Here is a 20781-nt window from a genome sequence, read left to right on the forward strand (position 1 = left end):
ATCGTCCCGTCATCAGAAACCAGAGGGCGTGAAACACGCCCTGTGGTCACCGCGTAACATTCAAACCCCGAATGTTACAAAGCCGTTCTCGTCGATGGCCCAGGCCGGGTTCCAGGCGATTTCCCAGGCGTGATCGTCAGGATCGGCGACATAGCCGCGAAAGCCGCCATGTGCCGGTGTATCCGCCGACCGCAACAGTTTTCCGCCAGCCCCAACTAGCCGGTCCATCAGCGGCGTGACATCTGCCTCCCGCTCCACATTATGAGCAAGCGAAAAGGCACCAGGTTGCAAAAGGCCATCGCGGTTCATGTCTGTTTCGAGCGACGATTTCAGAAACGTTCCGAGAACGAAGCCATTCATCTGATAGAAGATAATTTCCTCATTCTCGAAAACTGGAACCCAGCCGAAGCCTTCCGCATAAAAGCGACGTGAGCGCGCAATATCGGCGATACCAAGTGTGATGACGGAGATTTGCTGTTTCATGACCAAGACCTCTTGTTCTCCAATGCACCATTGCGTCGGAGTGGAAGGTCAAGGGACTCGACGCATCTGCCAAATGACGGCAATCGCGAAGGCCAGGACCCGCTTTGCAACGGGGATCGGGCTAACCGCACCGACCTCTCCTTTTAAGACCCGGAATGAATAGCACGTTCCGGGGCATTTTTCAAATAAACAAGGAGCTCTCAATGTCAGCGCACGGAGCCGACGAGGAGATTGTCAGGGCCTTCAATGGTGACCCATCGACCGGTATCGTTGGCGGCCTGACGCTTCAGATAGGTGTAATCCGTTTCGTTCCAGCGCATGACTTCGTCGGTCAGGTTGTCGAGAACAAAGTCACCGCGATCAGTGCGAACGGTGAGGACTGCATGTCCTTCGCCGTCTGGCTTGCGAACAACAGTAATCAAAAGGTCGGTGAGCGGTATGCCAGCTTTCTGCAATTCGCGTTGCTTCAGCAGGACGTAATCCTCGCAGTCGCCAACGGTCGTCGGATAAGCCCAGTATTCCTCGACACCGTAGATTTCCATGTCAGTCATTGGCTTGATGCGCTCGTTGATCGCAAGATTGATTTCGACAATGCGCTGCCAGTTTGCATGGTTGAGCTGCAGCGCGCGGGTGTCTCGGCTGGTAATGCCGCATTCCTTGGGCTTACGCTTGCAGAATTCGTAATGTCCGATCGGCTGCGAAGTTAGCTTGCCGGTTTGCATGAAGTCACCGGAGGCTGCTTCCGCGCTGAAGCTTGCCATCAGCAGCGACGCTGCGAAACCGGCGGCTGCCATAATCCTTGTGGTCGAGCGAACAACGCAAAACATACTCAACGCCCTTTGGCTCTCGCCATTACTCATTTATTAACGAAACGTTAATGTCTGAAACAGTCTGGAGTCAATTCGGTTCGCCTCGGGACAGCCTGACTTCTTAATTAATGGTTAATGTGGGTATCCTTCAATAATACAATCATTGGTAGAATTCGCGAGAGAATAGGGCACAGCTTGGACGGCGAAAAGCACCCATAATTTTGCCACGGTCCGGGCGCTTGTCTTTTGCCTCGAATAAGCCAATTGTTGGTGTTCGACCGGATCGGAACGATCCCTTTGCAAAGGCCAAAAGATGACTGGCGCAACGACGCGCAAGGCCACGGCAGACGACATGGATGCGCTTTTGCGCATCGAAGAACGCTGTTTCGAGACGGACCGGATTTCCCGACGCTCATTTCGCGCCCTCATCGCGCGGCCGACCGCAGAAACCATTGTTGCAACGGTGAATGGCGCAGTCATCGGCTATGCGATGATCCTGTTTCGCCATGGCACTGCGCTGGCGCGGCTCTATTCGATAGCGGTTGATCCGGAGGCAAAGGTCAAGGGCGTCGGCTCGCTTCTGCTGCAGGCGGCGGAAACAGCGGCTTATGACCACGACCGTCCATTGCTGCGGCTTGAGGTACGCGAGGATAACGAACGTGCCATCGCGCTTTACAAGCGGCACGGCTACCGTCCTATCGGACGCTATCTCGATTACTATGCAGACCATTCGGATGCGCTGCGTTTTGAAAAGACGGTTCGTGGTGACATTTCGCCGGTCACCGCTTTTCCCTATTACGAGCAGACCACCGATTTCACGTGCGGCGCGGCCTGCCTGATGATGGTGCTTGCCCGACACAATCGAGAGACACGGCTTGATCCCGTGCTGGAAGTTCGTTTGTGGCGTGATGCGACCACCATCTACATGATGTCGGGTCCCGGCGGCTGCGAACCTTTCGGACTTGCAGTCGCCGCGCATGAGCGCGGACTAAAAGCATCGGTCATCGTATCCATCGAAGACATGCTTTTCCTGCAATCTGTGCGTTCGGAAGAAAAGCGTAAGGTCATGCAATTGGCCCAAACCGATTTCCGGCAACGCACCGAAGCCTATGCCATTCCGGTGGAATATCGTGGTTTCACGCTGCACGACATTCTGGCTGCCCTGCGTCGTGGAGCAGCAGTGATCGTGCTTGTCAGCGGCTATCATATGTTCGGCAAGAAGGTACCGCATTGGGTGCTTGCCCATGGCGAAGACGGGCGCCACATTCTCATTCACGACCCCTGGGTAGAAGAAGAACTCGGCGAGACCATTGCCGATGCTGCGAATGTCCCTGTACCCTTTCACATTTTCGACCGCATTGCGCGGTTTGGCAGCGATGGGTTGAGGGCCGCCGTTATTCTGGAAAAAAGGACGGACTGATGACGATCTGCGTCATTCTGGTAGGACGCCTCTCGGATATCGACAACGGGGCGACGCCGCACAAGGTCATGACCACGCGCGATTATCTCGCGCATCCGGCACTCTTCAACAACCAATTGCGTCCGCGCATCATCAATCTGTCGCGCTCTTACGCCTATCAAAGCCGCGGCTACTACGCTTCGCTTCTTGCCGAAGCGCGGGGACATCGCATCATCCCTTCCGTGGAAACGATGATCGATCTCTCGGAACGGCGCCTTTATGAAAACGCCATTCCCGAACTCGAAGACATGCTGAACAAGGCGCTCGGCAAGCATCCGGAAAAGGCACCCGAGACAATCCATGTGCATTTCGGACTTGCCGACAGCCCCGACTTTGAAAAATTCGGACGGCTGCTCTTCGACTGGTTTCGCGCGCCATCGCTGGAAGTATCCGTCAAGCCAGGTGAATGGGCCCGAATCCAGAAGATCGGCTTTGCCAACATCGCCAAGTTTTCCAAGGACCAGAAGGAGCGTTTCGAGGAGGCACTCGACCGATATACCCAGCGCGAGTGGCGCGCGGCGCGCCCAAAGGTGCCAGCGCGCTATTCCTTCGCAACGCTGTGCGACCCGAAGGAAGCGATGCCGCCTTCAACCGTATCAACGCTGAAGCATTGGGCAAGGATCGCGGCAAGGCTCGGCGTGGAAGTGGAACCGATCGGCAAGCGCGATCTGCCCCGGCTCGCCAATTTCGACGCATTGTTCATCCGCGAGACGACGTCGATCTCCAATCATACCTATCGTTTCGCCCGCCGGGCGCAGCAGGAAAACATGCCGGTGATCGATGACCCGATGTCCATGATCCGCTGCACCAACAAGGTTTATCTGCACGAATTGATGCAGGCCAACGAGGTGGCGGTGCCGCCAACGGTGATGATCGCGGGTGAGGAGGATCTGGAGCGTGCTGCCGATATGCTGGGCTTTCCGATGGTCATCAAGATACCGGATTCCTCTTTCTCGCGCGGCGTGAAGAAGGTGAAGGATTTCGGTGAACTGAAAGCGCTTGCGAGTTTATGGCTGGAGGACAGTGATCTCCTGCTGGCGCAAAAATATATGCCGACGAGGTTTGACTGGCGCGTTGGCGTTCTGGACGGCAAGCCGCTCTTCATCTGCCAGTATATGATGGCCAAGAACCACTGGCAGATTGTCAAGCACGATACGGGCGGCAAGCCGCTGGAAGGCGGGTTTCGATCCTATGCGCTGGGCGACGCGCCGCCATCGGTACTGGAAACGGGCTTGCGCGCGGCGCGCTGCATTGGCGACGGACTATATGGCGTCGACCTGAAGGAAACGGACGATGGCGTTGTCGTGATCGAGGTCAACGACAATCCCAATCTCGAACACGGTATCGAGGACGCAGCCGAAAAGGACGAGGTCTGGATCAAGCTGACCCGCTGGTTCACCGACCGGCTGGATCGGAAATAGATCCAGCAGTCAGGCGAAGTGCAGCTGAAATCAAAGAGGCGTAAAGCAGACCTTGGTATGTCCTGCGCCGATGAAGCCGAGCCTACCTGCGGCGCCCTTGGACAGGTCGAGAACGCGTCCCTTGATGAACGGGCCGCGATCATTAATGCGCACGATGAGCGACTTGCCGTTTCTCTGATTGGTAACCTTGACCTTGCTGCCCAGCGGCAGGGTGCGATGTGCTGCGGTCAGGCCGGCGGGGTTCATGCGTTCACCCGAAGCCGTGCGGGAAGTGAGGGCGTACCAGGAGGCACCGCCGCATTGCTGTGCTGAAGCCTCGATTGCGGTGGCCGCGAGAAGACCGGTTGCCGCAACGGCAAGCATAGCCATACGGGTCTTGAAAGTCATGCCAGTTCCACTAGTTGTTAACGGGGTGTCTCACAGTTGTCGCTGAGAAAGACAGTCTCGAACTGGAATCTAAATATGGCGCTGGCGTGGTTCGAATGAGAACATTGTGCGATGCTCGAATCTATATCGCGTAGGGAAAATCATCCTATACTAATCGTTATTTACTTAAGAGCTTAAACATAACAAAGGAATATTAGGAAGTGTTTGGGCTTATTGCTGTAACGTCGTTTACGATTCGTTAGGAATCTGCGGGACGGCTTTGCTGCGCCTTGATTTCACGCGCCGATCGCAAGAAAAGCTGCTTGCATGCCCGGTAGGTGGCCCCGCGCGAGGTGCAATTTTTATTTGCAAGGCAAGTTCTCGGGGGCAGCGGCAAAGTTGATAAAATAAGGCGTTTTGGGGGCAAATTTGCAATTTGTGGCTGTGTTCGGACGGTTCTTCTCGAACTTTAAAAGTTATCCACAGGCCCGAAAGATGGTGAGATGACGTTTCTTTGACCGCTGTTACCCTGCACGGAAGCGCTGAATTCCTGCTATAAGCGTTCAGACCAGACGACGGAACGCCATGCAGGACCACTCCGAAAAAAACAGGATCGACACCGCTTCGCCGGCGATTTCGGCGAGCAAGCGGATCGTGTATCTTTGCCTCGGCTTTCTCATGCTCGGTCTCGGCATTGTGGGTGCCTTTTTACCGGTCATGCCGACAACAATCTTCATCATTTTTGCGGCATGGTTCTTTGCGCGGTCGTCGCCAAAGATTGAGGCACGGCTGCTGGCCGATCAGCGTTTCGGGCCGCTGGTCATGAAATGGCGTGAGCGTGGCGCCATTCCGCCGCGCGCCAAGCTCTACGCATGTCTTGGCATGGTTCTCGGATACGGCCTGTTCTGGTGGGGCGCAAGGCCCGGCTGGCTGCTGGCAGGAGCGGTGACGCTATTTATGTTGGGCTCTGCCACCTACGTATTGTCGCGCCCGAACGAGTAACCTCGGCCGCCCTACGGCGTCACATCAAATCCGAACCATTTTTCGGATAGGCTTTTGATGGTGCCATCGGCCTTCGCTGCCATGATCGCAAAGTTGAATCTGCGCTTCAGATCAGCTTCATCCTTGCGCAGGCCCACGGCGACGCCGCGCCCGAGCAGTCCGCCTTTGAAAAGCGGACCGGTCATCACGACATTGGAATAGGCCTGCGTTTTCTGGAGCGTGTTCAGATAGGACCGGGCGGTGACCTGCATGTCGATGCGTCCGCTTGCAAGATCGAGATCGGCCTCTTCGGCGGTTTTATACTCGCGGACCGTGATACCTTCTTTGAAATAGGTATTGATCAGAGATTGGGCTATCGATCCGCCCACGACGCCGACAGTCGCTCCCTTTATCGCGGCGGTGACATCCTGAAGAGCCTGATCCATGTCCGGCTGATTACTGGAAAGGTCCAGATTTTCTTCCATGTGAGGCAGTTTGCTGTATGGGCTGTCGCGCAGGGTGGCGAAAACTTGCGGCGTGCGACCGTAGGATATGGAGAAATCGATGACTTTCTCGCGTGCTTCGGTGGCCGACAGCGCTCCCATTACCGCGTCGACCTTCCCGGCCTGCAGGCTTGGAATGATGGCATCGAAGGGAATGGCGATAAATTCGCATTCGACTTTCATCGCCTGGCAAAGGTGCTTGCCGAGCTCGACCTCATAGCCGTCGAGCGTGCCGTCGGACCGCGTGAGATTATAGGGCCGAAAATACCCCTCTGTGGCAATGGTGAGCACGGAGGGAGCACTTTGTGCATAAGACGGCGGCGCCCAGCTTGTGAGCGCCATTATACAGACGAGATTGAACAGACGTGGATAAGTCACGCGGAACCTTGTGTTGTCACTATGTCACTCGAAGCATAGGTCGGGGACTGTGGTTGGGTAAACTGGCCGGAAGTTGGGAGCCATTATGCGTGTGTCCGGGGCCATCCACTCAAAAACCCGGCACTTATGCGGCGGACGACGGCCGTCTTTCCCTTTGCCGGTTCAGTGATGCCCGAAACCCCACAAACTCACTGGCAAACGTCTCTGATACAAACCTGTAACAATAGTGTCATATGAATGTAATATAGAGCGCGTAGAGGGCTAACGACGCCACATCGTCATATGTCTTTTACAACAGGAGCCGCAGCTCATGAACAAGATGATTTCCTCGACCGCAGCGCTTGCCATCGCTGCCGTTATGTCGGTTTCCGCCGCCCAGGCGCGCGATCAGATTCAGGTTGCCGGTTCCTCGACCGTTCTTCCTTATGCAAAAATCGTTGCCGAGACGTTCGGTGAAACCTTCCCGAACTTCAAGACGCCGGTTGTTGAATCGGGTGGCTCGGGCGCAGGCATCAAGGAATTCTGCAAGGGCGTCGGTGAAAACACCATCGATATTGCCAATGCATCGCGCGCCATGAAGGACTCGGAACTGAAGTCGTGCATCGACGCTGGCGTCAAGGACGTCCAGGAAGTGCGCTTTGGCTATGACGGCATCGTGTTTGCGACCGACGCCAAGGGTCCAGATTGGAAACTGAAGCCGGAAGACGTCTACAAGGCGCTCGCAGCCAAGTTGGTCGTGGACGGCAAGCTGGTCGACAATCCAAACACCAAGTGGAACCAGGTCAACCCGAACCTGCCGGACTGGGACATCGCTGCCTACATTCCAGGCGAAAAGCACGGCACCCGCGAAGTGTTTGAAGAAAAGGTTCTGGCCGACGGCTGCAAGCACTCCGGCGCCCTGGACGAAATCAAAAAGACCGGTCTCGATGACAAGGCCGCCGCTTCCGCCTGTATCGCAGTCCGCAAGGACGGCAAGGCTGTCGACATCGATGGCGATTATGCTGAAACGCTGGCGCGCATTGACTCCAACAAGACCGGCATTGGCGTTTTCGGCCTCTACTTCTTCGAAAACAATGCCGACAAGCTGAAGGTCGCCACCGTCAACGATGTTACCCCTTCCGCTGAAACTGTCGCTTCTGGCGAATATCCGGTGTCGCGTCCGCTGTTCTTCTACGTGAAGAAAGCGCATCTCGGTGTTATCCCGGGCCTCAAGGAATATGTTGAATTCTTCCTCAACGACCAGATGATCGGCCCTGACGGTCCGCTCGCTGAATACGGTCTGGTGCCGGCTCCGGATGCAGAACGTGAAGCACAGCGCGCTGCCTTCACCGAAGGCAAGACATTGGCTGCGAAGTAAGTTTTTGACCTGTGGAACGCGGGGATGAAAAATCTCCGCGTTCTTCTCCTTTCGCGCCTTTTTATTAATACAGGCGCATCCGCGTGGAACGGCATGGGTGGAAGCTGCACCTTGAAGCCATCCGCATTCATTAGGGCAACCGGGGAAATTGAATGTCCTTCTTTCTGGTTCTCGTCAGTATCGTTGCAATCGGGCTGATCGGATTCTTCATAGGTCGCCAGCGTGCCGTTGCACTGGACAAGGCGCAGTCTGCTTCCGCAAAGGCCTCGCCGACCGAGAAAATGCATTCCCGCCCGCATTATCATGGCTGGTGGGTTTTCCTCGTTTCCGCATTGCCTGCGGTTCTGTTCCTTGCGGTCTGGGCTGTTGGAACGTCGGTTTATCTCGATCACAGTGCGACCGCCCGCCTGCCGGATGCCATTGAGGAAGGTTCCTTCACCAATCGCAGCCTGCAGCTCGGCATGATTCGCGGTCTTGCCAGCGGGCTCGACCGGTTGACGCCAGCGGAACTTGAAAGTTTCCCGTCGAACTATCAGGACGCCCGCACGCTGCTGGGCGCAAAAGGCGTGGCCCTTGCGACCGAAGGTCAGGATTATATGGTGCCGATCGCGCTATACCTGAAAAAGGCGACTGCGCTCACGCACACCATCGGTTCTGCTGTTTCCCTGGTGATCGCGGTGGCAGGTCTGATCTTCGGCCTCTCCACGATCAGCCGGCGCATGCGTGCGCGCAACAATGTCGAGCGGATTGTTCTCTGGGGGCTGATTGCAGCCTCCGGTATCGCCATCCTGACGACCATCGGCATCATTTGTTCGATGCTGTTCCAGACCATCAGCTTCTTCCAATCCGTTTCGCCGTGGGACTTCTTCTTCGGCACGGTGTGGGATCCGCGCTTTGCCGCTGCCGGTTCGGGCGGCGAGACAGGTCAGTTCGGTCTCATCCCGCTTCTGGCAGGCACCCTCTATATCGCATTCGTGGCCATGCTGTTCGCGGTTCCGGTCGGCTTGTTCTCCGCCATCTACATGGCCGAATATGCTTCGCCTCGCGTGCGCACAGTCGTAAAGCCGGTTCTGGAGCTTCTGGCGGGCATTCCCAGCATCGTCTATGGCTTCTTCGCTCTCGTGACAGTTGGTCCTTTCCTGCGCGATCTTTCGATTGCCATCGCAGGCGGTCAGGGCTTCATCATGGCACAGAGCGTGCTGACTGCCGGTCTCGTCATGGGGGTGATGCTGATCCCATTCGTGTCGTCGCTTTCCGATGACATCATCACTGCAGTGCCGCGTGCGTTGCGCGATGGCTCGCTTGGTCTTGGCGCGACCCGCTCCGAAACCATCAAGCGGGTGGTCCTTCCGGCGGCATTGCCGGGCATCGTCGGCGCGCTTCTGATGACTGCCTCCCGCGCCATCGGTGAGACCATGATCGTGGTTCTGGCGGCAGGTGTTGCGGCGCGCATCAACATCAATCCATTCGAGGCGATGACCACCATCACGGTGAAGATCGTCAACCAGCTTACCGGCGATCTTGAGTTCAATTCGCCGCAGACGCTGGTGGCTTTTGCACTCGGCATCACGCTTTTCGTCCTGACGCTGATCATGAACATCTTTGCGCTGCACATCGTGCGCAAGTACCGGGAGCAGTACGAATAATGACCGATACGACCTTTAACGCCAGCGGTGCCACGGCACAGCCGACACGCCGCGATATCGGGCTGAAACGCCGCTACGCTGCCGAACGTCGCTTCCGCTATTATGGCATTGCTGCGATTGCCATCGGCGTCTTCTTTCTGTGCGCGCTCCTGTTTTCGGTTTTCTCCAAGGGCTATACAGCCTTCTGGCAGACGACACTCTATCTACCGGTAAAGCTTGAAGAGAGCGTGATCGATCCGGGCAACAAGCGTGCGACCGATCCGAATGTGCTGATCACGGCCAATTATCCGCTGCTGGTGCGCAATGCCCTGGCCGAAAAGCTTGGTGTTTCCACGACAGACCGGCCGGCTATGCGCGATCTGGGCCGCTTCTATTCCGATGGCGTACGCATTCAGCTCCGCGAAATGGTGATGAACAATCCATCGCTCATCGGCACGACACAGACCGTTCCGGTTCTGGCGGGCGCGGATATTGATTCCGCCTTCAAGGGACAGATCGATCTTTCCGTGCCGGAGACGAGCCGTAAGGTTTCGGACCGTCAGGTGGGCTGGATGCAGACGCTTTCCGAAGAAGGCGTGATGAAGGAGGCCTTCAATACCGGTCTGTTCAAATTCGGCGCATCCAGCCGCCCGGAAACCTCCGGCCTCGGAGTTGCGTTGGTCGGCTCGCTCTACATGATGCTCATCGTTCTCGGCCTCTCGCTGCCTATCGGCGTTGCTGCTTCGATCTATCTGGAAGAGTTCGCCAAGAAGAACCGGTTCACCGACATGATCGAGGTGAACATCAACAATCTGGCAGCGGTCCCGTCCATCGTGTTTGGTCTGCTCGGACTTGCCGTCTTCATCAACTTCTTCGGCCTGCCGCGTTCCGCCTCGCTGGTCGGCGGTCTGGTGCTGACATTGATGACGCTTCCCACCATCATTATCGCTACCCGCGCCGCGCTTCGCGCCGTGCCGCCCTCGATCCGTTCGGCGGCCCTTGGCCTTGGAGCATCCAAGACGCAGATGGTGTTTCACCATGTCCTGCCGCTTGCCGCGCCCGGCATTCTGACCGGCACGATCATCGGCCTTGCCCATGCGCTTGGTGAAACCGCACCGCTTCTGCTGATCGGCATGGTGGCCTTCGTCGCCGATGTGCCGTCGACACCGATGGACCCGGCGACGGCTTTGCCGGTGCAGATCTATATGTGGGCAAACGAAGCAGAACGTGCCTTTGTGGAACGCACGTCAGGCGCTATCATCGTCCTGCTTCTGTTCCTTGCCGTGATGAATATTGCAGCAATCATTCTGCGCCGCCGCTTCGAGCGCCGCTGGTAAACGGGAGTCGAAAGCTATGAACCTGATGACTGAACGATCTCTCGAGAAAGCCGTAGGAGAAAAAATGAACGCCAACGCCAGTTCCATAAAGATGCGCGGCGACAAGGTCAGCGTGTTTTATGGCGAGAAGCAGGCTCTGTTCGATGTCGATCTGGAAATCCAGGAAAAGATGGTCACGGCGCTGATCGGTCCTTCCGGTTGCGGCAAGTCTACCTTCCTGCGGTCGCTTAACCGCATGAATGATACGATCGAAGGCTGCAAGGTCGGCGGCAAGATCACGCTCGACAATGAGGACATTTACGATCCGAAGATCGATGTCGTTGAACTGCGTGCCCGCGTCGGCATGGTGTTCCAGAAGCCGAATCCGTTCCCGAAATCGATCTATGAGAACGTCGCTTACGGCCCGCGCATCCACGGTCTCGCGCGCACAAAGGCCGATCTGGAAGAAATCGTCGTGACGAGCCTGCAGAAGGCGAGCCTGTTCGAGGAAGTCAAGGACCGCCTGCACGATGCGGGCACCGGTCTTTCCGGCGGCCAGCAGCAGCGCCTTTGCATTGCGCGCGCGATTGCCGTCAGCCCGGAAGTCATCCTCATGGACGAACCGTGCTCGGCGCTCGACCCGATTGCAACCGCAAAAGTGGAAGAGCTGATCGACGAACTGCGCCAGAACTATACGATCGTGATCGTCACGCACTCGATGCAGCAGGCCGCGCGCGTTTCGCAACGCACGGCCATGTTCCACCTCGGCAATCTGGTCGAAGTGGGCGACACGGAAACCATGTTCACCGCGCCGACCGAAAAGCGCACGCAGGACTATATCACCGGACGCTTCGGCTGATCCGGAACTGCGTTTCAACAGACAGTGCGGCTTCCCCGCAATTTATATTACGAGGTCTACTATGCCGTCTCAGCATACCGTTCGCTCCTACGATGAGGAATTGAAGTTTCTCACCCATAAGATCGCCGAAATGGGCGGACATGCGGAACGTATGGTCGAGCAGTCGGTCGCCGCAATCGTCAATGCGGACAACGCGCTCGCACAGCGCGTCATCTCCGACGATCTCATCCTCGACGCCAGCGAGCGCGAGATCGACGACAAGGCCGTGATGATTATCGCCAAGCGCCAGCCCATGGCCGTGGACCTGCGCGAGATTATCGGCTCAATCCGCATCTCCGCCGATCTGGAGCGCGTGGGCGATCTGGGCAAGAATATTGCCAAGCGTGTTGCTGCCGTTTCGGAATCGCGCCAGCCGGTAAAGCTCTATCGCGGTCTGGAAACGCTGGCCGAACTGGCGCTGACGCAGTTGAAAGACGTTCTGGATGCTTATGCGTCGCGTTCGGTGCAGCAGATCAATGTCGTTCGCGACCGCGATGACGAAATCGATGCCATGTATACGTCGCTGTTCCGCGAATTGCTGACTTACATGATGGAAGATCCGCGCAATATTTCTGCCTGCACGCATCTTCTGTTCTGCGCGAAGAACATTGAGCGCATCGGCGATCACGCGACCAATATCGCGGAGACCGTTTATTACATCGTGACCGGCCTGCAAATGCCGGCTGAGCGACCCAAGGAAGACCTGAGCCACGGTATTGTCGTGGATGAGGCGCGTAAACCCTGAACAGCATCCGGCCGGAGCTAGGTCCGGCGGTTAAGAACGTATGAATAGCGCGGCGGCACGCGGTCGATTGGGGGGACTGTATCCACCGCCCGCCGAATTTGGATAGGGAAATACCGGATGTCACAGGCACCCAAAATCGCTGTGGTGGAAGATGAAGAGGCGCTGAGCGTTCTGCTTCGCTACAATCTCGAGGCAGAAGGCTATCAGGTCGATACAATGCTGCGCGGCGATGAGGCCGAAATCGCACTGCGCGAGAATGTGCCGGATCTGCTTATTCTCGACTGGATGCTGCCGGGCGTGTCGGGCATCGAGCTTTGCCGCCGCCTGCGCCAATGGCCGGAAACCGAGCGCCTTCCGATCATCATGTTGACAGCGCGCGGCGAAGAGAGCGAACGCGTCCGCGGTCTGAGCGTCGGCGCCGACGACTATGTTGTAAAGCCGTTTTCAACGCCTGAACTTCTAGCGCGTGTCAAGGCGATGCTGCGCCGCTCCAATCCGAGCATCCTCTCTCATGTGCTGAAAGTGGGCGACCTTGTTTTGGACCGTCAGCAGCACCGGGTTTACCGCAAGGACAAGGAAGTCCGTCTCGGACCGACGGAATTCCGGCTGCTCGAATATTTCATGATGTCGCCCGGTCGTGTTTTCTCGCGCAGCCAGCTTCTGGATGGCGTCTGGGGCCCCGACATCTATGTGGACGATCGCACCGTGGACGTGCATGTCGGACGGCTGCGGAAGGCGATCAATGTCGGTCGAGCCCTTGATCCGATCCGCACCGTTCGCGGCGCCGGTTATTCTTTCGGTTGATCGGCGCTGTCATCCAAAGTCTCAAGAACAGTTCTTGCCCGGCTCGTCATATTCATCGTGGCGGGCCGTCTTGCGGCATGATCAGCCGAAAGAGCAGCGACGCGATTCGCATCGGTTGGGCCAAAATCAGCGTCACCCACGCGTTTTCACGCGATATTACACATCTGTTTCCAAAGTTGACGCCAATCAACGGAACCGACGCGAAACAGATTTTTTGCAGATCATTCAAAGCACCGGGAATGCGAATGAAAAAACTATTCAAGCAAAAACGAATTAAGGCAGCGATATGGCTTGTATTGTGAGAATTTGAATCGCATTAAATCAATAGCTTATCTGAATTCATAATTCACGTTAAGAAATTATTAATATATTCAAAGGGTTTGGCGGCATATGCCCCATCGCGATTCGAAAATCATTTAAGGCAGTTCGACCGCCTTCTGCATCCTTGGGATTTGACCCTTCGCCTTTTTTTGGCCTAAAAATTCCAAAACCTTGAAGTCGATTGAGCGACAGTAGGACGTGTGATTTTTAAACTTCGTCCTCTTTGACTTGCACCGCAGTCAGACGTTCGCGCGCATCGTTTCGGATGTGTCTGCCTTGAACGCATGACTGGATCAGTTGAGGGTCCTAACATGAGACTGAGCCATTGACGCGCGCCGCCAAGTGGAAATTGCCCGTTCTTATCGGGCTGGTGGTTGCGCCTTTCGTGGTGACCGGTTGCACGACAACCGGAACTTCGGGAAAAGCCAATTCGGAGAAGACGGCGGCAAGCCACGTCAAATCCGTGAATGGCGTAAAGACCTACACCTATACTGCACGTGACAAGGAATGCCTTGAACGCGCGATGTTCTTCGAATCCAACCGTTCGAGTCCAGACGGGCTTCTCGCTGTCGGCACGGTCGTCATGAATCGTCTCGCATCGGGCCGTTATCCTGATACGATTTGCGGTGTGGTCGGCCAGAAAAACCAGTTTGCGCCCGGCGTTCTCACCCGAAAGATGAATTCCAAGGCGCTGCCTGATGTTCAGGCCGCTGCCGATGCAGTGTTGAAGGGCCAGCGTCATCCGAAGCTCAAGAACGCCATGTTCTTCCACACGGCGGGCCTGAAGTTCCCCTACAACAACATGCACTATGTGCTCGTCGCCGGCGGCAATTCCTTCTATGAAAAGCGCAATCGCGACGGCTCGCTCCAGAATCCGGTCCCGCAGGAACCATACAATCTTGCACTCGCCTATTCGCCGCAATCGCCATCCGTTCCCCAGGATCCATCCTATGACGTGACCCTGCCGCAGACAGGTCCGGTTCCGGGAGCAGCACCGACAGTTCAGGTGGCGCTCGCGGAGGCTGCCAAGCTTCAGAGCGTGGAGCAGAACAGCGGCGTCGGTCCGCAGGCGCGCGGCGACCGTCTGGCACGTCATCGCGGTGTTGCGGCACCCCAGCAGGAACAGCATATGCAGATGGCCTCCTACCAGCCGCAATTCGATACGACGGCTCCGCAGCCGACGTCGCTTGGCTACGCTCCGGCAAGCCAGAAGCAGGTTGACGCCATCGGCGCGCTACTTCTGTCGCAAGACAGGCCGGAAGCGCCGCTATAAAAAGCTGATTTCCACTTGATTAATCAGAACGCCGGTCTGTTTGCTTCAGACCGGCGTTCTGATTTTGGCTGGTAGTCGTGGCCGTTCGCACAAGGTCTTAGGGCCGGTAGATCACCATCGGTGCATCGTAGAAATCGACCTGATTCTGCCAGGCGCGCCTGTCGGCTCTGCGATCGAGGTCGAGCCGCATGAGGCAATTGGCGAAAGCGTCCGTCCTGGCTTTGAAACCATAGCCTTGGCAGGTCTGTTCGTCGGCAGCGCGGCGCTGTTCGGGTGTCATCGTCACGCAACCGGCCAGAAGGCCGGTAACGCCCAGTAAGATAAGCACTTTCTTATTCATCGTTTTCTGCTTTCTTCTGCAACTGACCGCATGAATACTATAGCGTAAAGGCAGGAAAAAAGGTGGTGAAATTATGCCGTCTGATAAACTGCCGGTGATTCCCTATCCAAAGAGGTCTTCCACCCATGGCTCATGAACCGCTGAACCCCGTCATCGATCCGGTGAAACTCGAACGTCTCGCGGAAGTCGCCGTTCGTGTCGGTCTGCAATTGCGCGAGGGGCAGGATCTCGTCATCACCGCGCCGGTCGTGGCACTGCCGCTGGTTCGCCTTATCGCCAAACATGCCTACAAGGCCGGAGCCGGGCTGGTAACGCCCTTCTTCGCGGATGACGAAATGGCGGTCGCCCGGTACGAGAATGCATCGGATGCGAGTTTCGACCGCGCGGCCAGCTGGCTTTATGAAGGCATGGCAAAGGCCTATTCGGACGGTGCTGCCCGTCTGGCTATCGCCGCCGATAATCCGATGCTGCTTTCAAACCAGGATCCGGCCAAGGTTTCACGCGCCAACCGCGCCAATTCAAAGGCATATCAGCCGGCGCTGGAAAAGATTGCCGGTTTCGACATCAACTGGAACATCGTCTCCTATCCCAACCCGGCATGGGCAAAGCTCATGTTTGCGAACGACCCGGCGGACATCGCGACCCGCAAGCTGGCCGATGCGATCTTTGCGGCTTCGCGTGTCGATGTCGACGATCCTGTCGGCGCGTGGGCCGCGCATAATGCAGCGCTTCGCACGCGCACCCGTTTTCTGAACGGCAAGGCTTATCGCGCCCTGCATTTCAAAGGTCCGAACACTGATCTGACCGTCGGGCTTGCCGACGGCCATGAATGGCACGGCGGCGCTTCCACGGCGAAAAACGGCATTACCTGTAATCCGAACATTCCGACGGAAGAAGTGTTTACGACGCCCCACGCCCTGCGTGTCGAGGGCTATGTGACCAGCACCAAGCCTTTGTCCCATCAAGGCACCTTGATCGAGAATATTGCAGTTCGCTTTGAGGGCGGACGCATTGTGGAGGCGAAGGCCAGCCGCGGCGAAGAAGTACTCAACAAGGTGCTCGATACGGACGAGGGCGCGCGTCGTCTGGGCGAAGTGGCGCTGGTGCCGCATTCCTCGCCGATCTCGCAGAGCGGGCTTTTGTTCTACAATACGCTGTTCGACGAAAATGCAGCGAGCCATATCGCGCTCGGCCAATGCTATTCCAAATGCTTTATCGACGGAGCGAAGCTGACGCCCGAACAGATCAAGACGCAGGGCGGCAATTCGAGCCTTATCCATATCGACTGGATGATCGGCTCCGGCGAGATTGACGTGGATGGTATCAACGCGGACGGAACCCGGGAGCCGGTGATGCGCGGCGGCGAATGGGCTAACTGATCATGCAAAGGCCGGGGATTTCCCGGCCTTTGTACCAATATCCGTTGGGTCAATTCTTTTCCTGAACATGAGCTTCGAGGAACCACAGCGCCTTGTCGAGGCTGCGGGAAGCAGCGGTAAAAATATCCGCTGTATCGTCGTCACCTGCATCATCCGCATCCTTGATCGACTTGCGCAGCAGGTTGGCGACGTCGCCATAACGCTCGATCAGCGCCAGCAGATGGTCGTGAACGGCATAGATGTCGGTCGGATAAGGTTTGAGCTTGCTTTCCTTGGCAACGACCTGCGTGGTACCAAAGGCTGTCCCGCCAAGCTGTACGGCACGCTCGGCAATCGTATCGACATGTTCGTCAAGATCGCCGCGGAACCCGTCGAGCATTTCATGCACGGCGATGAATTGCGGTCCTTTGAGATTCCAGTGCGCCTGCTTGGTGATGAGGGCAAGATCGATTGTTGCGGCCAGATTTTCGTTGAGCAGGGCGATCATTGTCGTCTTCGTATTGGAAGGAAGATCGTTGCGGGTTGCATGCATCGACTTATTGGACATTTTATCCTCACATCCTTTGCTCGATCCGGCTAGAGAGACTGGGAGAGTGTCGCTCATGATCGTGGGCGGCTGTTCCGGCCCAAACGAACCCGCCAGATCCTTAGAAGGCTCGATCGCCGGAGGGCCTTCGTTGCCTTAAAGGCAACGCAAAACATTCCCGCACCCGTTGGTAAAATGCATTCCGACAGTTTTTGTTCCGTGAGAAATGGCTAAAAAGGGAGCCGGTCCGGCTTCCGCCAAGTTACAGCTTGTCGCAGCGCGAAATCTGATTTACCCGGTTGCGCATGAAAATACTCGCGCTTGATACTGCCGCTTCGTGGTGTTCTGTTGCCGTCTATGATTCCGATGGCGATGTGGTGCTTGCCGATGTGAGCGAAAACATTGGCAAGGGCCACGCGGAAGTATTGATGACCTATGTCGAACGCGCTTTGACGGAAGCGAGACTATCGCTCCCCGACATGGATCGGGTGGCGGTCAATATAGGGCCGGGATCGTTTACCGGCGTTCGTATCGGTGTCTCGGCGGCACGTGGTTTCGCGCTGGCGCTGGGCGTGCCGGCCATCGGGATAACAGCCTTCGAAGCGCTTGCCTCTGAAACCCGGATCGAGAGCCCGGAAAAACCGGTGCTTGTCTTCCTCGACGCCCATCGCGGTGAGATTTATGCGCAATCGTTCGATGCAAAAGGGATCCCGAGCGCAGGGCCTCTGGTTCTGGCACGTGAGGAAGCTCAGGCCCTTGCCGCTTCTCGGGCGGAAAATACGGTTCTTGCTGGTTCCGCCGCTCGCGCAATCAACGAAGATATTGGCGGCCCTTTCGCGCTAGGTCCGGTAGAGCCGACTGCAAAAATCGGCACCTATGCGCGTTTGGCAAGCTTACGCCAGCCGGGGGATGCGCCGAAGCCGCTTTACATGCGCGGCCCCGATGCGAAGCCGCAGGTCGGGTTTGCTTTGCCGCGAAAGAGTGCCGGGGAATAGTCAATGATGGGCTTGCCGTTCGGCCGTTTCGGTCGCAGGGAGGTTTCGGTAGAACCGCTGAACGCGCAGGACAGCAATGCTATCCAGCGCATTCACGCCGTCGCTTTCCTTCATGGCTGGAGTTCCGACGATTTCAGGTCGCTGATTGGCGAAAGCACTGTTTTCGGCTTTGTGGCCCGTCCGGAAGGCAAGCCGAACGATGCCTGTGGCTTTGTGCTGGCGCGTCTGGTTGCAGGAGAAGCGGAAATCCTCACCATCGCCGTCGCGCGCGACGTGCTGCGGCAGGGCGTCGGGCGTGCGCTGATGGATGCCGTGCTGCGGCATCTCTATCAGGAACGGGCCGAAACGCTTTTTCTGGAGGTGGACGAGGCGAATATCGCCGCGCAGGCGCTCTATCGCCGCCTTGGCTTCCAGAAGGTTGGCGTGCGTCCTGCCTATTACGAAACGCCGAACGGCCGATCGGCAGCGCTCATCCTCCGGCGTGACCTGAAGAGGGCATGATGATCGGCGCGATCAGGATATTTCTGGTTGTCGCGGCCATGATTGCGCTGAGCTTGTCGCTGATACCGGTCCAATATCTGTTGCTGAAAATGAAGAACGGATGGAAACGCCGTCTGCCCAATTTCTTCCATCGGGTTGTCGCGTGCCTTTTCGGTTTTCGCATCAGGACCGTCGGCCAGATGCATGAAGGTCGCCCCCTTCTCCTCGTCGCCAATCACACTTCATGGAGCGATATTGTTGTTCTTTCGGCAGTAGGCCCTGTGTCATTCATCGCCAAATCCGAAGTGCGCGACTGGCCCGTCTTTGGCATGTTCGCAGTCTTGCAGCGCACCGTTTTCGTGGAGCGCGAGCGGCGCGGCAAGACGGGTGAGCAAACGTCGGAGATTGCACGGCGTCTGGCAACCGACGACGCAATGGTTTTGTTTGCCGAAGGCACGACATCGGACGGCAATCGGGTCTTGCCGTTCAAGACGGCGCTTTTCGGCGCGGCGCATGCCGCGATCAAGGAAGCGAACGTTCCCGAAGTCATCGTTCAGCCGGTCGCCATTGCCTATACGGGCGTTCACGGCATGGCGATGGGCCGGTATTTCCGCCCGATCGCCTCATGGCCGGGCGATGTCGAGCTGATGCCACACCTCAAGGGCATCTTGCGGGAGGGGGCGATAGACGTCGAGGTGCGTTTCGGAGAACCTGTCGTCGTAACGGCCGGGACAGATCGCAAGGCGCTCGCCCGCACGATGGAAAACCGGGTGCGCGCGCTTTTGCAAAGCGCTTTGCTGGGGCGCGATATTCCCGAAGAGTGACAGCCGTCAGATTGTCACCTTCCAAAATGGCGACAAAAGCTGTAGATAGCCGCGCATGAGCGACAATATTACCGATCTCGACCCCACGGCAGAGCGCCCCAACGCGCGCAAGGTTTTCGTAAAGACCTATGGCTGCCAGATGAATGTCTATGACAGCCAGCGCATGGCCGACAGCCTTGCCGCGGAAGGCTATGTCGCGACCGACACACCGGACGATGCCGATCTGGTCTTGCTGAACACCTGTCATATTCGCGAAAAAGCATCGGAAAAGCTCTATTCCGCGCTTGGTCGTCTGCGGAAGATGAAGGATGCGCGTGAAGCGAATGGCAAGGAATTGACCATTGGCGTCGCGGGTTGCGTCGCGCAGGCCGAGGGACAGGAAATCCTGCGCCGCGCGCCGAATGTCGATCTCGTCATCGGGCCGCAGACCTATCATCGCCTGCCCAATGCGCTTGCGCGGGTTCGCGGCGGCGAAAAGGTAGTTGAGACGGAATACGCTCTCGAAGACAAGTTCGAGCATCTGCCGTCGCCCAAGCGCGAGGAAACGCGCAAGCGCGGTGTTTCTGCCTTCCTGACCGTGCAGGAAGGCTGCGATAAGTTCTGCACTTTCTGTGTGGTTCCCTATACGCGCGGCTCCGAAGTTTCACGCAGCGTGAAGCAGATCGTGGCGGAGGCCGAGCGCCTTGCCGATAGCGGCGTGCGTGAACTGACCTTGCTTGGCCAGAACGTCAATGCATGGCACGGCGCTGGCGACGATGGCCGCGAATGGGGGCTTGGCGAACTTCTGTTTCGTCTGGCGCGCATTCCGGGTATTGCGCGTTTGCGCTACACAACCAGCCATCCGCGTGACATGGATGACAGCCTGATTGCCGCCCATCGCGACCTGCGGCAATTGATGCCCTATCTGCATCTGCCGGTGCAGTCCGGCTCGGACCGGATTCTCAAGGCAATGAACCGCCGTCACAAGGCGGATGAATATCTGCGCCTGATCGAGCGTATTCGTGAAGTGCGCCCGGATATGGCGCTGTCGGGCGATTTTATCGTCGGTTTTCCCGGCGAAACCGATCAGGATTTCGAGGATACGATGCGGCTCGTGCGGGAGGTCAATTACGCGCAGGCCTATTCGTTCAAATATTCGCCGCGTCCGGGCACGCCGGGGGCCGATCTCGACGGCCACGTGGAGGAAGCGGTCAAGGATGAACGCCTCCAACGCCTTCAGGCGCTGCTGTCGGAACAGCAATATGCGTTCCAGGATTCCATGATCGGTCGCGAGATGGATGTTCTTCTGGAAAAGCCGGGTCGCGAGGCTGGCCAGATGGTGGGCCGCTCGCCATGGCTCCTGCCTGTCATCATCGACGACAATCAGGACCGGATCGGCGACATCATTCATGTGAAAATCACCTCTACAGGGACCAACAGCCTTATTGCGCAAAAACTGGCCTGAAGGCATGATGATGCCGAGGCAGAAAATTTCGGCGTATTGAGTCGCTTGCCGGTA

21 protein-coding genes are annotated in these 20781 nt (G+C 57.2%); 15 read left to right on the forward strand and 6 right to left on the reverse strand.

From position 1 onward, the window contains the following. Positions 1 to 60: 60 nt before the first annotated feature. Both F9K78_RS09390 and F9K78_RS09395 read right to left on the reverse strand, forming a co-directional pair. Positions 61 to 483 (reverse strand): VOC family protein, encoded by a 423-nt coding sequence (locus F9K78_RS09390; RefSeq protein ID WP_121981266.1) that lies wholly within the window; start codon positions 481 to 483, stop codon positions 61 to 63. Between the two features lie 206 nt (positions 484 to 689). Then, positions 690 to 1310: a transglutaminase-like cysteine peptidase gene (locus F9K78_RS09395; RefSeq protein WP_121987021.1), complete on the reverse strand. Its 621-nt coding sequence runs from the start codon at positions 1308 to 1310 to the stop codon at positions 690 to 692. Positions 1311 to 1605: 295 nt separating this feature from the next. Here F9K78_RS09395 and F9K78_RS09400 point away from each other — a divergent pair, with 295 nt between their 5' ends. Next, positions 1606 to 2712, forward strand: a complete 1107-nt coding sequence (locus F9K78_RS09400) for a GNAT family N-acetyltransferase/peptidase C39 family protein (protein ID WP_121987020.1) — start codon at positions 1606 to 1608, stop codon at positions 2710 to 2712. Further along, positions 2712 to 4172, forward strand: a complete 1461-nt coding sequence (locus tag F9K78_RS09405) for a RimK family protein (protein WP_121987019.1) — start codon at positions 2712 to 2714, stop codon at positions 4170 to 4172. The genes F9K78_RS09400 and F9K78_RS09405 overlap by 1 nt, the downstream gene beginning before the upstream one ends. 30 nt (positions 4173 to 4202) lie before the next feature. On the opposite strand, the gene F9K78_RS09410 is transcribed toward F9K78_RS09405, so the two are convergent. Beyond that, a complete protein-coding gene (locus F9K78_RS09410) occupies positions 4203 to 4559 on the reverse strand; it encodes a septal ring lytic transglycosylase RlpA family protein (RefSeq protein WP_121987018.1) in 357 nt (118 codons plus the stop codon). A gap of 564 nt (positions 4560 to 5123) precedes the next feature. Between F9K78_RS09410 and F9K78_RS09415 the strand changes: the two genes are divergently transcribed. Next, positions 5124 to 5540 carry a YbaN family protein gene (locus F9K78_RS09415; RefSeq protein WP_121987017.1) on the forward strand — a complete coding sequence of 139 codons (417 nt, stop codon included), beginning with the start codon at positions 5124 to 5126 and terminating at the stop codon, positions 5538 to 5540. Between the two features lie 11 nt (positions 5541 to 5551). Here the strand turns inward: F9K78_RS09415 and F9K78_RS09420 are convergent, their stop codons facing one another. Beyond that, the gene (locus F9K78_RS09420; RefSeq protein ID WP_121987016.1) at positions 5552 to 6400 is read right to left on the reverse strand and encodes a transporter substrate-binding domain-containing protein; all 849 of its coding nucleotides are present in this window, start codon (positions 6398 to 6400) and stop codon (positions 5552 to 5554) included. 310 nt (positions 6401 to 6710) lie between these two features. Between F9K78_RS09420 and F9K78_RS09425 the strand changes: the two genes are divergently transcribed. From F9K78_RS09425 to F9K78_RS09455, 7 genes are all read left to right on the forward strand, one after another. Further along, a complete protein-coding gene (locus F9K78_RS09425; protein ID WP_121981273.1) occupies positions 6711 to 7757 on the forward strand; it encodes a PstS family phosphate ABC transporter substrate-binding protein in 1047 nt (348 codons plus the stop codon). A gap of 152 nt (positions 7758 to 7909) precedes the next feature. Continuing rightward, on the forward strand, positions 7910 to 9403 hold the full coding sequence (pstC, locus tag F9K78_RS09430; RefSeq protein WP_121987015.1) for a phosphate ABC transporter permease subunit PstC: 1494 nt from the start codon (positions 7910 to 7912) through the stop codon (positions 9401 to 9403). Then, positions 9403 to 10719 carry a phosphate ABC transporter permease PstA gene (gene pstA / locus F9K78_RS09435; protein ID WP_121987014.1) on the forward strand — a complete coding sequence of 439 codons (1317 nt, stop codon included), beginning with the start codon at positions 9403 to 9405 and terminating at the stop codon, positions 10717 to 10719. The genes pstC and pstA overlap by 1 nt, the downstream gene beginning before the upstream one ends. A gap of 64 nt (positions 10720 to 10783) precedes the next feature. Further along, on the forward strand, positions 10784 to 11557 hold the full coding sequence (gene pstB / locus F9K78_RS09440) for a phosphate ABC transporter ATP-binding protein PstB (protein ID WP_235925404.1): 774 nt from the start codon (positions 10784 to 10786) through the stop codon (positions 11555 to 11557). A 61-nt stretch (positions 11558 to 11618) separates the two neighbouring features. Then, positions 11619 to 12341, forward strand: a complete 723-nt coding sequence (gene phoU, locus F9K78_RS09445) for a phosphate signaling complex protein PhoU (RefSeq protein ID WP_006468129.1) — start codon at positions 11619 to 11621, stop codon at positions 12339 to 12341. A 117-nt stretch (positions 12342 to 12458) separates the two neighbouring features. Beyond that, positions 12459 to 13145: a phosphate regulon transcriptional regulator PhoB gene (phoB, locus tag F9K78_RS09450; RefSeq protein WP_121981277.1), complete on the forward strand. Its 687-nt coding sequence runs from the start codon at positions 12459 to 12461 to the stop codon at positions 13143 to 13145. Positions 13146 to 13791: 646 nt separating this feature from the next. Continuing rightward, positions 13792 to 14739 carry a cell wall hydrolase gene (locus F9K78_RS09455; RefSeq protein ID WP_121987012.1) on the forward strand — a complete coding sequence of 316 codons (948 nt, stop codon included), beginning with the start codon at positions 13792 to 13794 and terminating at the stop codon, positions 14737 to 14739. Positions 14740 to 14836: 97 nt separating this feature from the next. On the opposite strand, the gene F9K78_RS09460 is transcribed toward F9K78_RS09455, so the two are convergent. After that, positions 14837 to 15079 carry a hypothetical protein gene (locus F9K78_RS09460; RefSeq protein WP_121987011.1) on the reverse strand — a complete coding sequence of 81 codons (243 nt, stop codon included), beginning with the start codon at positions 15077 to 15079 and terminating at the stop codon, positions 14837 to 14839. Between the two features lie 125 nt (positions 15080 to 15204). On the opposite strand from F9K78_RS09460, the gene F9K78_RS09465 reads away from it, so the two are divergent. Beyond that, on the forward strand, positions 15205 to 16458 hold the full coding sequence (locus F9K78_RS09465; RefSeq protein ID WP_121987010.1) for an aminopeptidase: 1254 nt from the start codon (positions 15205 to 15207) through the stop codon (positions 16456 to 16458). Between the two features lie 49 nt (positions 16459 to 16507). On the opposite strand, the gene dps is transcribed toward F9K78_RS09465, so the two are convergent. After that, positions 16508 to 17005, reverse strand: coding sequence for a DNA starvation/stationary phase protection protein Dps (gene dps, locus F9K78_RS09470; protein ID WP_121987009.1), 498 nt, complete (start codon positions 17003 to 17005; stop codon positions 16508 to 16510). A gap of 284 nt (positions 17006 to 17289) precedes the next feature. Between dps and tsaB the strand changes: the two genes are divergently transcribed. The 4 genes from tsaB to miaB are packed head-to-tail and all read left to right on the forward strand — an operon-like array spanning position 17290 to position 20727. Continuing rightward, the gene (gene tsaB / locus F9K78_RS09475) at positions 17290 to 17979 is read left to right on the forward strand and encodes a tRNA (adenosine(37)-N6)-threonylcarbamoyltransferase complex dimerization subunit type 1 TsaB (protein WP_121987008.1); all 690 of its coding nucleotides are present in this window, start codon (positions 17290 to 17292) and stop codon (positions 17977 to 17979) included. 3 nt (positions 17980 to 17982) lie between these two features. Then, a complete protein-coding gene (gene rimI, locus F9K78_RS09480; protein WP_121987007.1) occupies positions 17983 to 18480 on the forward strand; it encodes a ribosomal protein S18-alanine N-acetyltransferase in 498 nt (165 codons plus the stop codon). Further along, the gene (olsA, locus tag F9K78_RS09485; protein ID WP_121987046.1) at positions 18480 to 19283 is read left to right on the forward strand and encodes a lyso-ornithine lipid O-acyltransferase; all 804 of its coding nucleotides are present in this window, start codon (positions 18480 to 18482) and stop codon (positions 19281 to 19283) included. The genes rimI and olsA overlap by 1 nt, the downstream gene beginning before the upstream one ends. Positions 19284 to 19338: 55 nt before the next feature. Beyond that, positions 19339 to 20727 carry a tRNA (N6-isopentenyl adenosine(37)-C2)-methylthiotransferase MiaB gene (gene miaB, locus F9K78_RS09490; protein WP_121987006.1) on the forward strand — a complete coding sequence of 463 codons (1389 nt, stop codon included), beginning with the start codon at positions 19339 to 19341 and terminating at the stop codon, positions 20725 to 20727. The last annotated feature ends 54 nt before the right edge of the window (positions 20728 to 20781 follow it).

This window comes from Brucella pseudintermedia (assembly GCF_008932435.1).
GTDB classification, from domain to species: Bacteria; Pseudomonadota; Alphaproteobacteria; order Rhizobiales; family Rhizobiaceae; genus Brucella; species Brucella pseudintermedia.